At 71.9% G+C, this 13,943-nt stretch carries 11 protein-coding genes; 5 read left to right on the top strand and 6 right to left on the bottom strand.

Going from position 1 to position 13,943, the window contains the following annotated elements; genetic code table 11:
• Nucleotide 1 precedes the first annotated feature (1 nt).
• Genes ACWGI8_RS01670 through ACWGI8_RS01655 form a run of 4 tightly spaced genes read left to right on the top strand, consistent with a single transcriptional unit; the run spans nt 2 to nt 5,951 of the window.
• On the top strand, nt 2–865 hold the full coding sequence (locus tag ACWGI8_RS01670; RefSeq protein ID WP_453657631.1) for a lantibiotic dehydratase C-terminal domain-containing protein: 864 nt from the start codon (nt 2–4) through the stop codon (nt 863–865).
• Nucleotides 862–3,381: a lantibiotic dehydratase C-terminal domain-containing protein gene (locus ACWGI8_RS01665; RefSeq protein ID WP_453657629.1), complete on the top strand. Its 2,520-nt coding sequence runs from the start codon at nt 862–864 to the stop codon at nt 3,379–3,381. Before ACWGI8_RS01670 ends, ACWGI8_RS01665 begins: the two co-directional genes overlap by 4 nt.
• A 58-nt stretch (nt 3,382–3,439) precedes the next feature.
• Nucleotides 3,440–4,741, top strand: coding sequence for a cytochrome P450 (locus ACWGI8_RS01660; RefSeq protein WP_453657627.1), 1,302 nt, complete (start codon nt 3,440–3,442; stop codon nt 4,739–4,741).
• A 4-nt stretch (nt 4,742–4,745) separates the two neighbouring features.
• A complete protein-coding gene (locus tag ACWGI8_RS01655; protein ID WP_453657625.1) occupies nt 4,746–5,951 on the top strand; it encodes a cytochrome P450 in 1,206 nt (401 codons plus the stop codon).
• Between the two features lie 77 nt (nt 5,952–6,028).
• Here the strand turns inward: ACWGI8_RS01655 and ACWGI8_RS01650 are convergent, their stop codons facing one another.
• From ACWGI8_RS01650 to ACWGI8_RS01625, 6 genes are read right to left on the bottom strand one after another with little or no spacing between them, the layout of a single operon-like run.
• On the bottom strand, nt 6,029–6,904 hold the full coding sequence (locus tag ACWGI8_RS01650) for an ABC transporter ATP-binding protein (RefSeq protein WP_453657623.1): 876 nt from the start codon (nt 6,902–6,904) through the stop codon (nt 6,029–6,031).
• Entirely contained in the window at nt 6,901–8,055 is a 1,155-nt protein-coding gene (locus ACWGI8_RS01645; protein ID WP_453657621.1) for an ABC transporter ATP-binding protein, read from the bottom strand. The genes ACWGI8_RS01650 and ACWGI8_RS01645 overlap by 4 nt, the downstream gene beginning before the upstream one ends.
• 6 nt (nt 8,056–8,061) lie before the next feature.
• Complete coding sequence (locus ACWGI8_RS01640) at nt 8,062–8,913, bottom strand: ABC transporter permease (protein WP_453657619.1); 852 nt, start codon at nt 8,911–8,913, stop codon at nt 8,062–8,064.
• Entirely contained in the window at nt 8,910–9,863 is a 954-nt protein-coding gene (locus ACWGI8_RS01635; RefSeq protein ID WP_453657617.1) for an ABC transporter permease, read from the bottom strand. The genes ACWGI8_RS01640 and ACWGI8_RS01635 overlap by 4 nt, the downstream gene beginning before the upstream one ends.
• Before the next feature lie 6 nt (nt 9,864–9,869).
• Nucleotides 9,870–11,516, bottom strand: coding sequence for an ABC transporter substrate-binding protein (locus ACWGI8_RS01630; RefSeq protein ID WP_453657615.1), 1,647 nt, complete (start codon nt 11,514–11,516; stop codon nt 9,870–9,872).
• Nucleotides 11,517–11,556: 40 nt separating this feature from the next.
• Nucleotides 11,557–12,696: a C45 family autoproteolytic acyltransferase/hydolase gene (locus tag ACWGI8_RS01625; RefSeq protein ID WP_453657613.1), complete on the bottom strand. Its 1,140-nt coding sequence runs from the start codon at nt 12,694–12,696 to the stop codon at nt 11,557–11,559.
• Nucleotides 12,697–12,806: 110 nt separating this feature from the next.
• Between ACWGI8_RS01625 and ACWGI8_RS01620 the strand changes: the two genes are divergently transcribed.
• On the top strand, nt 12,807–13,718 hold the full coding sequence (locus ACWGI8_RS01620) for a MurR/RpiR family transcriptional regulator (protein ID WP_453657611.1): 912 nt from the start codon (nt 12,807–12,809) through the stop codon (nt 13,716–13,718).
• The last annotated feature ends 225 nt before the right edge of the window (nt 13,719–13,943 follow it).

Below are 13,943 nucleotides of genomic sequence, written 5' to 3'. Positions count from 1 at the left end.
GATGCCTGAGATGCCCGTCGAATCCGTCGCCGCGCCGGTATGGCTGTCGGTCCACGTGTACGCGCACAGCGATCTCGACGACCACCTCGCCGTCCTGGCCGGACACCTGCACACGGTGGCCGCCGCGGTCGGCGCCCGCGCATGGTTCTTCCTGCGCTACTGGGAGGGCGGACCACACGTACGGCTCCGGGCTCTGTGCTCGTCGGCCGGGCAGCGCACCCGCGCGCGGGAACTGCTGTGCGCGGCTGCAGAGCACTGGACCGAACAGAACCCGGAACGCGAAGAGCTCAGCGAGGCCGAGTACGCGGAGTCGGTCGCCTGGGTGCTCAGCCGGGAGACGACCGGCCGCCTTGCCGCACCGCTGCTGCCGTCCCGCACCGTCCGGGTCGAACCCTTCTCCGGCGCGTGGATGCCGGACGCTCCGGAGTGCACGGACCAGCCGCGGACACTGTCGTTCCTGACCACCTCCAGCACGGTCGCCCTGCGACTGCACCAGAGCCGGGGCCGGCCGGCCAGGCTGCGGCACGCCGTGAACACCCTGCGCAGCATCCTCGGGGCGCCCGCACGGCCGGGAGGCCCCCCGCTCACCGACGCCGTCGAGGAATGGGCGCACCGACTGGCCGGCGCCGAAGCCGACGAGGTACGGCGCCGCAGTCGGCTCGCGCTCGCCGCGCCCTGGCCGCCCCCGTCCCGGTGGAGCACCTGCCTGGGCGAACAGTGCCTCGCTGTCGACGGGCCCCACGGCTCGGCGCGCCCCCTGCTGCACGCCTGGCACACCCACTGCAACCGCCTCGGACTGAACCTGCTCGAGGAGGCGGCTGTGGCCTGGACCGCCCTGGCTCTCACCGCGAAGGACCGTGGATGACCGACTCGACCGATCCCGCCGTATGGCTGGACCACCGCCTCTACCATCGCGGGGACCCCGACGGACTGCTCACCGGTCTGCTGGCACCCCTGTTCCGGGACAGCGCCCGCCACTGCCGCCTCCAGCAGTTCTTCCGGGAATGGCAGGGCGGCCCCAACATCCGGGTCGCCCTGCTGGTCGAGAAGGAGCGGGCGGACCAGGTGGCCCGGGAGCTGCGGGCCCGCTGCCTCGACCACCTCGCCGCGGCCCCGGACGGCCACCGCGCCCCCGCAGCGCCCTCGCCCCCGGATCTGGCGCTGCGCGAGGCGGTCACCGACCAACTGCCGCCGCAGCCGGACAATTCCCTGCTGGCCGTGGAACACCAGGACCGCTCGGCGGTCCTGGGCGGTCCCGCCGCCGTCGGGCTGTTCGACCGCTTCCACCATCTGTCCACCCGCACCGCCCTGCGCACCCTCGCGGACGCACCCGCAACGGCCGGCGGCGGATACCGTGCACGCGCCGCCGTCACCCTCATGCTTCGTATCGCATCGCGCTTCCCCGGGGAGCTGCGGCTCGGGGGGATGTCGTACCGCTCGCACGCGGAGGGAGCCGTCATGGAATCCCCTCGCCCCGACGAACTGCGGAACCGACTGCAGCAGTTCAGCAGTCGGTGGATCCCGGTCCTGCGACCGCTCGCCGAGCGGCTGCTGAGTACGGGAGGCGACGATGCGGGCCCGCAACCGCCCGGCCTGGCAGCGTTCCTCGACGGGATCGAGGACCTCGTGCCCGACGCCAGAGAGCTCCTGGCCGCACAGGAGCTGCGGCTGCCGCTCGCCGGCCGGCACGGCGAAACGACCTGGGACGACGACGTACTGCGGCACAGTGAGTTCCACCGCGCCCTGCAACGCGACCCGCGCTGGACGGTGGCCGCCGCCCAGGACCCCGTCCTGCGGCTGCATCGTGTGCTGGTGAACTGGGGCTATCTGCACATGACACGGCTCGGTGTCGTACCGGCCCAGCGGCTCGCCCTCTGTCACCTCGTCGCGGACCTCGTCGAGGGGTACGCGGACGCGAGGCCCTATCTCGGCCCCGGCGCACGGGACTTGGCCAGGGGCAGTGCCGGCTCCGCCGCACTGCGCTACGCACGCGACAACCGCACCGGGGCGCGGATTCCGCAGGACGTCGACTGGTCGCGGCTGCCCGCGGAGCGCCCCGACCGCGACCGGCGCGCGTTGCTCACCCTGCCGACGGGCACGGCCCGCGCGGCGGACGGCGGCCCCGACGAGCCGGGCCCGGCGCGGCTGGCGTCGGTCCTGCGCCGTACCGCCGGAGTCTCGCGGCTTCGCTGGGAGGCAGGGATCGCGTGCGGCACGAACCGATTCCTGGGTCCGGTCCACCGGGTGGTCTCCTCCGCCGGGCAGCGCTACCCCGTCGAACTGCACGTGCTGCCCGGGGACCTTCTTCCACGGATACCCGCGGGCCGCTACGAGCCGCTGCACCACGCGCTGGCCGTGCCCCCCACCGTGCGGGGAGCCCGGGCCGCCGAGGACCCGAGCGCGCTGGTGGTCGCCGTGACACCCTGGCGGACCCGCTTCAAGTACGGGGAGTTCGCCTACCGGCTGCAATGCCTGGACGCCGGGGTCATGATCGGTCAGGCGCTGGCCGTCGCCGAGGCCGACGGCCGGGAACTCCAGGTCCGCTACTGGTTCTCGGACGACGCCCTGGACCGTCGCCTCGGCCTCGACAGCCACCGCACACGCGGCTACGCCGTACTGACCGAGGCCCCCGACGCGTTCGCGGCGCCCGAGGAACACCGGGACGAGGGGACCGTCGGCGACCCCCTGGAGGACGCCGCGCGTGCGGAGACCTCCCGCCCCGGTGTCGTCCTGCCCCCGCTGCTGCCCCGGCTGGCCGCGGGCATCGAGACCTGGACCGCCCTGCCCGTGCCACCGCGCCGGCCCGACACCTGGACGGCCAGGCGCACGTCCATGGGGTTCGCCGGGCCCGGCTCCCTGAACCGTGCCGAACTGGCCCGCCTGCTGCAGCGGGCGCACGCCTCGTACGCGTCCGACCTTCCCGGCCCAACACCCTTCTCCCAGACGGCGTTCGTCGCCGCGATCGGCGCGGTCGAGGGCCTGGACGCGGGTGTCTACCTCGTCACCGAAGAGGGGCGCCGGCTGGGCCTGCTCACCGCCGAAGACGTGCGTCCCGCCCTCCAACGGGCACTGACCAGCGCGGTGTTCGACATCACGCACAGTCCGCTGGCCCTGACGGTCCTCACCGACCACGAGGCCGCACTGCCGCACTACGGCGACCGGTGGCTGCGCATCCAGGGCATGGAAGCGGGCCTGGCCGTGCAGCGCTGCTACCTGTCGGCGGCGGCCGACTCACTGGCCTGCCAGGCCCACTGCGGCTTCGACCCGGACCGGCTGCTGCACGTACTCGGCCTCGCGGACCAGCATCTGGACCCGGTGATCCAGATCCTGGTCGGCCGGTCCCGCGCGGCCGGCCTCCACCACGAGATCGCGATGTTCTGACTCCCATCCACCTCCCGGAGCTCCACGGACCTCGTGGCTCCGCAGAAAGGCGGTCACCATGACGAGCACGGACAGCGCGGGGCCCGCACTCCTGCGCCCCTCGGACCCCGAAGCGCCGTTCGACGACGCCTTCCTGGACGCCCCGCACGCGGTCCTCGCCTGGTTCCGGGAACACCGGCCGGTCGCCGAGGTGCGGCTGCCCAACGGCCTGAGCGCATGGATGCTCACGCGGGACGACCACGTCAGGTCGGCGCTGGCCGACCAGCGCCTGGTCCACGACACCCGGCGATTCCCGGAGGCCTGGCAGAACCTCGACTGGAACTCGCCCGCCGGCGACATGATCTCCGCGTACGGACGGAACCTCTCCAGCGCGGACTCGCCCGAGCACGAGGGCTACCACAGTGCGGTCGCCGGCGCGTTCACGGCACGGCGCGCCGAGGAGCTGCGGCCGCTCGTGCAACGAACGGTCGACTCCCTTCTCGACCGGCTGCCGGCGGACGAACCGGTGGATCTGCTGGGGCAGTTCGCCGTACCGCTGTCGGTGAACGTGATGTGCGAGATCGTCGGGGTGCCGGAGTCCGACCGCCCCGTCCACCTCGACTTCGTACGCCACACCGTGTCGATCGACGACGACCACGACACGGACGCGCTGCGGGCCTCGGCGATGCGGGCCTTCGAACTGCTGGCCACGTACGTGGCGGACCGCAGAAGCACCCCTCATCACGACCTGATGGCGGAGGTGGTGGAGCTGGCGGTGAAGAACGACATCTCCGACGAGGACGTCGTGACCGTCCTGTTCCACCTCTTCGTGGCGGGCTTCGACACCACGGGCGCGTTCATCGGCAACATGGTGGAGGGCCTGCTGGAACGGCCCGGTCTCATGGCCGCCCTGCGTGAAGACCCCGGGCGCGTGCCGTCCGCCGTCGAGGAGTTCCTGCGGTTCGACGGCTCGGCGCGGATGGGGGTGTGGCGATTCGCCGCCGAGGACATCGAGATGGGAGACCGGCGCATACCGGCCGGCAGCCTGGTGATCGTGTCCCTCGCGGCCGCCAACCGTGACCCGGCCAGGTTCGCCGAGGCCGACACCCTCGATCCGGACCGGGACGACAACGCGGGGCACCTCGCCTTCGGCCGCGGCCGGCACCGGTGCACGGGCGCCGCGCTGGCCCGGGTGGAGACCGAAGTGGCCGTCGCCACCCTGATCAGGCGCCGCCCCGAGCTGCGACTCGCCGCCGACCGGGACGTGCTGCGCCGCCGTGTGGTGGTCACCCTCAACGGCCGTCGCCGCCTGCCCGTCCTGCTCGGGCCCGCCGCGTCACCCAGGAGCGACACCCCGCCCGCCGCCGCTCTGGACGACTGAGCCGATGGCCGTCGCGGACACGTCGCGTGAGCCCACCCTGCGATCCCTGCTGGCCTGGATGCGGCACCATCGTGAGACCGGCTCCGTCCACTACGACGAGCGGCTCCGGTCCTGGCAGGTGTTCGGGCATGCGGAGGTCGAGCGCGTCCTGTCGGATCCCGAGACGTTCTCCTCCGACTTCGACGGTGTCTTCCCGGGCCAGCCGGACTTCGAGCGCTATGCACAGGGCAACTTCCTGATCACGGATCCGCCCCGGCACCGCAGACTCAGAGGGCTGGTGACCCAGGCGTTCACGCCGCGCCGGGTCGCGGGGCTCGCGCCGCGCATAGCCGCCGCCACCGACGATCTGCTGGACGGGCTGGGCGAAGCCGAACGGTTCGACATCGTGGAGGCTCTGGCCGTTCCCCTGCCGGTCATCGTGATCGCCGAGCTGCTCGGCATCCCCGCGCAGGACCGGGCCATGTTCCGCCAGTGGGCGGACGCCCTGCTCGACCAGAGCGAGGGACCGGTCGTACGGCCGGACAGGGCCGGGGTCGACACGCTCGGCCCCGTACTGAGGGAAATGAACTCCTACCTGCTGGCGCACATGGGCGAGCGGCGTGCCCGTCCCCAGGACGACCTCGTCAGCGCCCTGGTGAGGGCCAAGGACGACGGTCGGCAGCTCGACGACGACCAGGTGCTCGGCATCGTCGCCCTGCTGCTGCTCGCCGGGCACTTCACGACGTCGGCCCTGCTCACGAATGCCGTGATGACGCTGGACGAGCACCCCGAGGCGGCAGCCGCGCTGCGTGCGGACCGCTCGGCGCTGCCCGTCGCGATCGAGGAGGTCCTGCGCTACCGGCCGTCCTTTCCGCGCGTGACGCGGCGGGCGACCCGCGAGGTGTGGCTGGGCGGCCGGCGTATCGCCCGCGACGCCCTGGTCGTTCCGTGGCTCGCGTCGGCGAACCGCGATCGCGAACGCTTCGCCGATCCCGACCGCTTCGACTTCCGCCGCAGACCCAACCGTCATCTCAGCTTCGGGCACGGCATCCACTTCTGTCTCGGCGCTCCGCTGGCCCGGCTCGAGACGGAGGTCGTTCTCAACCGGCTCTTCGACCGGTACGGCCTCATCGAAGTGATCAGAGACGTGTCCGACGACGCCGAACGCTCCTGGGAGTCCGTCAGCATCCGCCGCCTCAAGGTCCACGCCACGGCGACCACCGGCTCGTGACACCCCAGCGCCCCGTCATGGCTGAGTTCCGCTTCGGGAGCTGCCGGGCGTGCGGCCGGAGCGAGCGTCTCGGTCCGTCATCCCAAGGGCGCCGCGGTCTTGGTCCCGACTGTTCCGACTGTTCCGACTGTTCCCACGTTCGCCGGATCCCAGCCCTGGCGTGGCACGGACGCGAGGAGCAGCTGGGTGTACGGATCCTGCGGGGCGCTGAGCACCGCGCGTGTCGGGCCCTGTTCGACGACCTTGCCCCGGCGCATCACCAGGGTCTCGTCCGTGATGTGCTCCACCACTGCCAGATCGTGGCTGACGAAGACCAGGGAGACGCCGGTGTCCTGCCTGATCTCGCCGAGTAGGTGGAGGATCTGGGCCTGGACCGACACGTCGAGGGCCGCCACCGCCTCGTCCAGCACGAGGATCTGCGGGTCGAGGGCGAGCGCGCGGGCGATGCCGAGGCGCTGGCGCTGACCTCCCGACAGTTCGTGGGGCCGGGCGTCCGCCTCCCGGCTGCCCAGACCGACCTGGTCGAGCAGCGCCGTGACGCGGCCTTCCACCTGGCTGTGCCCGTGCAGGCGCAGGGCCGTGCGCAGGCACCGGCGTGCCGTCAGCCGGGGGTCCAGGGAGAGATACGGGTCCTGGAACACCATCTGCATCTCGCGCGCCCTCGTCAGTCGTGCATGCCGGTACCACAGGCCCCGGCGGGCGGCGCGGTCCTTGCCGTGCACGGTGACCGTGCCCGTGTCGGGCCGCGTCAGACCGACGAGCATGCGTGCGACGGTGCTCTTGCCGGAGCCGGATTCCCCCACGATGCCGATGGATCCGCCGCGGGGGAGAGCGAAGGACACACGGTCCGCGGCGGTCAGGCGCTCGCCCCCGGGCAGACGGAAGGTCTTGGTCAACGCGTCCACCACGAGCAGGGGCGCTTCGGGCGGCGGGAACTGGTCGGTGGCGTTCACTGGGTGCTCCTCGCGCCCCGGGCGGCTGGACCGGCCGGTGCTGACGGTCGTACTACGGGACCGGACGGTGGTACGGGACCGGACGGTGGTACCGGACCCGTCGGGCGTATGGGACCGGACGGTGGTACGGGACCCGTGGGCCGTACGGGACCGGACGCTGGTACGGGATCGGACGGGTCGGGCAGGCCGGGCAGGTCCGGTAGTTCGGCCAGGCGCCGGCAGGCCGCCGTGCCGCCGCCCGTGACGGGGGCCGGCTCCGGCTGCCAGGTTTCGCAGGCGGGCTCGCTGTGGGGGCAGCGCGACGAGAACGGACAGCCCGGGAAGCTCTCGGCGAGGGAGGGCGGGCGTCCGGGGATCGGCCGCAGCACACGTGTGGTGTCGCCGAGCTCCGGCGAACACGCCAGCAGGCCACGCGTGTACGGGTGCCGGGCATGCGTGAAGAGGCGGTCCGCCTGCTGTTCCTCGACGACACGGCCCGCGTACATGACGTAGACGCGGTCGCAGTAGGCGGCGGCGAGGTGCAGGTCGTGGGTGATGAAGAGCAGGCCCAGTCCGCGTTCGTCGCGCAGCCGGCGCAGCAGGGCAAGGATGTCGGCCTGGGTGGTGACGTCGAGGGCGCTGGTGGATTCGTCGGCGAGCACCAGCCGGGGTTCGGCGGCCAGGGCGCCGGCGATGACGACCCGTTGCAGCATGCCGCCGGACATCTCGTGCGGATACTGCCGGATCCGGCGCTCGGGGTCGGACAGGCCGACGGCGCCGAGAAGTTCGACGGCCCGGCGGCGCGCGGCTCGCTTGTCCGGCACGCCCGTGTGCAGCAGTCGTTCGACGAGGAAGTCGCCGATGCGGCGTACGGGATTGAGGGCCGAGCGGGGGTCCTGGTGGACCATCGCCACCGTGCGGGCGCGGTGCTCGCGCAACCGTGTATGGGACAGGGTCAGGACGTCCCCGTCGTCGACCGTCACGCGGCCGTGCGCCCGCCCGTGGTCGGGCAGGATGCGCAGGACGGCCTTGGCGGTGGTGGACTTGCCGGAGCCGGACTCGCCCACCAGGCCGACTATCTCCCCGCCGCGGACCCGCAGGGATACGTCCGCGAGGAGGGGCCGGGCGGCGCCGGGCAGGTGCAGGGTCAGGTTCTCGATGTCGAGCAGCATGGTGCGCTACCTCCTGGCGCCGAGCCGGTCCGCGGCATGGACGCCGACCAGGTTGAAGGCCACCACGACGGCGGCGATGGCGGTACCCGGCACGAGCGCGGGCAACAGGGCGCCCTGGACGATCGCGGCCTGCCCCTCCTGCACCATCAGGCCCCAGTCGGAGCTGGGCGGCTGGGCGCCGAAGCCGAGATAGCTGAGGGTCGCGAGGCTCATCAGGGCTTCACCGAACAGCACGACGAGGTAACCGACGATCGAGCGGGCGAGATTGGGCACGAGATGGGCGACGCAGACGCGCGGTCCGCTCATGCCCTGGACGATGTAGGCGTCGACGTACGGCTTGGACCGTTCGGCCAGGGCCACGCTGCGGGTGTACTTGGCGATCGTCGGGGCGAAGGCCAGACCGAGCGCGATCACCGACGTGGTGATCCCGGCGCCGAACACGGCGATGATCAGCACGACGAAGAGCAGTCCCGGGAAGGCGTACATGACGTCGGTGATCCGGGACACCAGGGCGTCCACCCAGCCGCCGCGCCACGCGGCCAGCGTGCCGAGGGTGACGCCGAGGACGCCTGCCAGCAGGAGCAGCAGCAGGGGCGCGACGAGACTGGTGCGGGCGCCGTACAGCACCCGGGAGAGCAGGTCCTGTCCGGAGGCGTCGGTGCCGAGGAGGTGGTCGCCGGTGGTGCCGGCCAGGGAGGCCGACAGGTCGATGGCGTCGGGTGCGTAGGGTGCGAGCAGCGGGGCGAGCGTGGCGGCGAGCACCACGAAGCCGAGGAAGGCCGCTGCCAGGAGCACGCCCCACGGGCGGCGGCCCCGGGGGCCGCCGGTCGGGAGGACGCCGACGGGGACGGCGGTCATGCGGGGCTCCTCACGGCCTTGAGACGGGGGTCGAGCACGGGATGGACGAGGTCGACGAGGCTGGTGACGACGATGTAGGCGGTGACCATCAGCAGCAGGACCGCCTGGGCGACCGGGAAGTCGTGGCTGTTGATGGCGCCGACGAGCAGGGAGCCGATGCCGCTGAGCCCGAAGACGGTCTCGACCGCGACGGTTCCGGCGAGCATGCCCGCGGTGACCAGCCCGCACATGGTGGCGATGGGGCCGAGGGCGTTGCGCAGGACGTGCCGGCGGATGATGTGAGCCTCGGGCAGTCCGGCGGCGCGGGCCACCGCCACGTGGTCGGCGGTGCCGGCGTCGACCATGGCCTGGCGGGTGACGCGGCTGACGACGGCGAGCGCGCCGAGCGCCATCGCGACGGCGGGCAGGGTGAGGTGGTGGAGGGTGCCGGTGAGCCCGCTGCCGCCACCCGTCACCGGGAACCAGCCGAGCCGCACCCCGAACAGGGCGACCAGCGCGATACCGCCGACGAAGGACGGGACGGACGCGGCGAGGGTCGTACCGCCCACCACGGCCGAGTCGACCCAGGTGCCGCGGCGGATCGCCGCCAGCACTCCGGCTCCCACGCCCAGCACCACGAACAGCACCGTGGCGTAGCCGACCAGCGCGAGGGTCGTGGGCAGCCGGGAGGCCAGCAGGTCGGAGACCTGGTCGCTGTACTTCAGGGAGCGGCCCAGGTCGAAGTGCAGGCAGTCCCAGAGCCACCGGCCGTACTGCACGATCAGCGGCTCGTCCAGGTGGTACTGCGCCCGGACCTCGGCCAGCCGCTCGGGGGTGAGTTTGTCGCGGCCCCCCGCCAGGAAGACGGCCGGATCACCCGGAGCCGCGTATACGGCGGCGAAGATCACGAAGGAGGAGGCGAGGAGCGTGGCCACGATCCCCGCGAGCCGTCGTCCGAGGGCGACGATCATGGTTGGTCAGCCTTTCTTCGCACCCAGCTCGGCGGCCCAGGGGTAGTAGAGGTACGCCATCGACGCGGGCGGACCGGTCAGTTTGTCGCTGATCACCAGGGCGGTGGGCTGCTGGGCGATGGGAATCCACACCTTGGCGGCGCTGAATTGCTGCTGGACGTCCACGACGAGGGCGGCACGCTTCTCGTCGTCCAGGGTGGTCCTGGCCTCCTCGACCTTGCGGTCGTAGTCGGCGCTGCGGAAGCCGACCCAGTTGTCGGAACTGCCGGACAGGGCGTTGTCGTAGAAGCCGATGGGATCGCTCTTGGAGATGTACCAGTCGGCGACCAGGACGTCGATGTCGGCCCGTGCGGACTTGTCCCCGTAGAACTCTCCGTACTCGGCCGTCGGTACGGTCTTGATCTGGGCCTTGAGTCCGATCCGGGTCAGGGCGGCGCGCACGGCGTTGGCGATCACGAGGCGGCCCTGGGTGCTGTCGGTGCCGATCACGACGGGACCGTCGGGTGCCGCCTCGGCGGCCTTGACGAGTTCCTTGGCCCTGGCGATGTCGTCAGCGCTCGGCTTGGCGGGTGCCTCGGTGAGCTTCTTCTGGGCGGCGGTGAAGACGTCCTTCGCGTAGCCCCAGGAGCCGGAGCCGACGGGGGCCGCCCAGGGCTCGACGAGTCCGCCGTAGCCCGACTTGGCGATGCCCTCGCGGTCGAGGGCGAGGGAGAGTGCCCTGCGGATGTCCGGGTCGGCGAGGCCGCCCCGTTCGGTGGGGATCAGGGCGAGGGTGGCGGTGCTCGGTCCGAAGTGCTCGTCCAGTCCGGGCTTGCCGTGCAGGGCGGCCGCGGTGTTGATGGAGTCGGCGTAGGTGCCGTCGGCGGCCTTGGTGGTGAGCGCGTTGACCAGCGCGCTGTCGGAGGCCCAGCGGAAGACGACCTTGTTCGTCAGCGGCTTCCTGCCCCAGTAGTGCGGGGCCCGGGTGAGGGTGATCGAGTCGCCGGACTTCCAGCTGGTCAGCTCGTACGGGCCGGAGCAGGCGTCGCCCTCCCCGGGGGTGCCGAACTCCTTGCCGGCCTTCTCGACCCGCTCGCGCTGCTGGACGAGGCCGGCGTCACCGGCGAGGGCCTTGGTGAACAGGGCGTCGGGCTGCTTGAAGGAGATGGTGATCTGGCGCGGGCCGGTCTTCGCCATCTTCGAGACGTTCTGGAACTCGTCCGACTGCTCCATCTCGGGCTGGGCGTGGCGCCGCAGGCTGTGGAGGACGTCGTCGGCGGTCATCGGGGAGCCGTCGTGGAAGGTGACGCCGTCGCGCAGGGTCAGGACCAGCGTCTTCGGGTCGGGTCTGCTCTCCTTCACGGCGAGGAAGGGACGCACGGACATGTCGGGCTGGAGCTGGTAGAGGCGCTCGCAGACATTGGTGAGGACGGTGCGGCCGGCGCTGCCGCCCTGGGTGTCGAGGTCGAGGGACTCGGGCTCGTCCTCCAGCAGCCAGTTCACCGTGGACACCTCGCCACGGGCCTTGGCGGTGGTGGGTGTCAGCTTGAGGCCGGAGACGTCGGCGTTCGCGCCGGCCCGGCCGGACGTGCCGGTGGTGGCGCCGCTGCACGCGGCGGTGAGGGTCATGGCCGCGGCCAGGCCGGCGGCTGCGATACAGGACTTGAGGTTCATGGCAGTGCTCCTGGGCGGAAGAACAGGGGCGGAGGCTCGGTCAGTTGGGGGCGTGGGGGCCGTCGTAGAGGTTCCAGGGGAGGTGCTGGTAGTCGCGGTCGCAAGGGGTGCCGGCCGTGACGTGGTAGTCGCCCGCGGTGAGGTCCACGCAGGAGGAAACGAGCGTCTCCCAGTGCTTGACGGGAGGCTGCCGGTGGTCGCTGTGGGTGCACAGTGACTCCGGGAAACCGAGGTGGTCCGAGAACGCCTGCTTGATCAGCTTGCGGGACTCGTCGGGACCGGTGGCCTCGCGCAGTCGGCGCAGGCCGTCCTCGGCGCGAGGTACGCGCACGAGGGAGTCGGGGGAGATCGGCCGGTAGTCGGCGGCCAGGGCGGCGGGGACACCCGCCTGGTAGTGGTTGCCGTGCACCAGCAGGCCGTCGGTCGGATAGAGCCAGCCGTGCCCGGCCGGCGTGGCCTCGATGTCGACGGCGAAGCCCTCGCGGCAGGCCAGTAGGGCGTTGCTGGCGATGTGCGCGCGTGTGCGGAACAGCACGTTGAGCGCGTCGGTGATGCTGGACTGGTCGAGGACGCGACGCCGGATCACGGTCTGCGGAAGTCCGACGGCGTCGTTGAAGCGTCCGCCGAGGCCGTTGGCGTTGAGGGCGATCCCGGCCGAGTTGGCGCCCTGGCGCCCGATCTGACCGGCTTCGACCTGCATCACCACGGTGGGTTTGGGCGGCTGGACGACGCGGAGCATGACCACGGTGCCGGCGACACCGGCCCGCCAGTCCCAGTTCTGCCCGGCCCACACGTGGCCGTCGCCGCTCGCGTCGCCGTAGGCGGCGAAGGAGGTGCAGCCCTCGGCGGGCCCCTCTTCCTCCCGCATGTGCGTGAAGGACTCGTCGTAGATGACCTCGCCGCGGGCGTTGAGCGCGAGGACGTCGAGCAGGTCGAATCCGGCTCCGTCAGCGATGCCCTGCATCTCCTCCAGGAGGTCGGGCGCGAAGTCGCGTACCGGCTCCAGCCATCGGGCCGCCCGGGCGGTGACCTGGCTCCAGGTCAGGCCGGAGGAGAAACCGAACGCCTCGGCGTAGTAGGCCAGCGCGGCCCCCAGTTGAGGGGCCACGGCCTCTCCGTACTGCCGGCCCCTCTGGGACGGAGTCCCGGAGATCTCGACGACCGGAAGGCTGCTGTTCATGGAGGGGCTCCTCGCCAGGACGCGTGCTGTAACATTCGTTTCAGGAGTTCATGTTCCTGGAACGCGACGTTCAGAGCGTAACGCTGAGAACGATGGAGTCAAGAGGTGTAATGGAGATTTCAGAAACGGGGAGCGCCGCTCCTGGAGGCATCACCCGGCTGAGGGCCACCGTCCGCGACCTGTGGGACGAGCTGTCCGCCTCCGAGCGCGTCGTCGCGCAGTACCTCGTGAGCGCTCCGGCCGAGCAGGTGATGTTCGCCAGCGCCCAGGAGCTGGGATCCGCCGCCGGCACGAGCAACGCCACCGTCGTACGGGCCCTGCAACGTCTGGGGTACGCCGGGCTGCCCGCGCTCAAGCGGGAGCTGGCGGCCGACTTCACCGCCGCCGAGGCGCCCGACGTACGGCTGGCGAAGCGCATCGCGCACGTCGGGAAGGACCTGGAGAGAATCTGCCACGAGGTGTTCGACGAAGCTCAGGAACGCATCGACCAGAGTCGGCGCCTCGCCGGGACCAAGTCCCTCGGACGTGCGGTCACGGTGCTCGCCGAGGCCCGCGAGGTCTTCTGCTACGGCGCGGTGGCCTGCGAACTCGCCGCGCGTCACCTGGCCCGAGCGCTGGGCAGGATCGGCCGCCGGGCCCGCTTCGTGGGCGCCACCGGCTTCGCGCTCGCCGACCCCCTGCTCTCGCTCGGCCAGGGCGACGCGGTGGTCGTCTTCCAGCCGGGACGGCCGCTGTCCGAGCTCACTCTCCTCGTGGAGCGGGCCCGCGCGGTCGGAGCCAAGGTCGTCTTCGTCACCGACGAACTCAGCGAGGCGTTCGAGGACCGGGTCGACGCCCTCATCCTCGCCCCCGACACCCCCACGGGGAACACCAACGAGGCGCTGACCGGCCTCCTTGTGGCGGACGTCCTCCTCCTCGCCCTCACCACCCTGGACGAGACGTCCGCAGTCGAACACGCCCACCAGCTCAACGCCCTACGGGAGCAACTCCTCGCTCCCCAGCAGCGCAGCCGACGGAGCTGACCACGGGCCGGAGGGCGGCGCGCGTCGGCAAGCCGTCGTCGTTGCTCGCCGGCATCGGCCCGCCCCCTGGCGCACGCGTGGTTCTGCCGACCCTCACAGCGCTGCTCCAGCGGGTGTGTGACGAGCGTTACCGCGCATGATCGGCCGGGGTCACACCGGCGTAATGGGTGTTTCGTACCGTCGAGGGCACGCTCGATCGACAGAGAGGCCACCCGGTGCCCCCAC

Source organism: Streptomyces sp. NPDC054841 (assembly GCF_053611045.1).
The sequence above is the reverse complement of the archived record's forward strand: the minus strand, read 5'-3'. Positions and strand labels throughout refer to the sequence as shown.

Coding starts and splice junctions, on each gene's coding strand:
- ACWGI8_RS01670 (WP_453657631.1), top strand. CDS start 2: ATGCCTGAGATGCCCGTCGAATCCGTCGCCGCGCCGGTATGGCTGTCG.
- ACWGI8_RS01645 (WP_453657621.1), bottom strand. CDS start 8,055: ATGCTGCTCGACATCGAGAACCTGACCCTGCACCTGCCCGGCGCCGCC.
- ACWGI8_RS01655 (WP_453657625.1), top strand. CDS start 4,746: ATGGCCGTCGCGGACACGTCGCGTGAGCCCACCCTGCGATCCCTGCTG.
- ACWGI8_RS01640 (WP_453657619.1), bottom strand. CDS start 8,913: ATGACCGCCGTCCCCGTCGGCGTCCTCCCGACCGGCGGCCCCCGGGGC.
- ACWGI8_RS01625 (WP_453657613.1), bottom strand. CDS start 12,696: ATGAACAGCAGCCTTCCGGTCGTCGAGATCTCCGGGACTCCGTCCCAG.
- ACWGI8_RS01665 (WP_453657629.1), top strand. CDS start 862: ATGACCGACTCGACCGATCCCGCCGTATGGCTGGACCACCGCCTCTAC.
- ACWGI8_RS01635 (WP_453657617.1), bottom strand. CDS start 9,863: ATGATCGTCGCCCTCGGACGACGGCTCGCGGGGATCGTGGCCACGCTC.
- ACWGI8_RS01630 (WP_453657615.1), bottom strand. CDS start 11,516: ATGAACCTCAAGTCCTGTATCGCAGCCGCCGGCCTGGCCGCGGCCATG.
- ACWGI8_RS01660 (WP_453657627.1), top strand. CDS start 3,440: ATGACGAGCACGGACAGCGCGGGGCCCGCACTCCTGCGCCCCTCGGAC.
- ACWGI8_RS01620 (WP_453657611.1), top strand. CDS start 12,807: ATGGAGATTTCAGAAACGGGGAGCGCCGCTCCTGGAGGCATCACCCGG.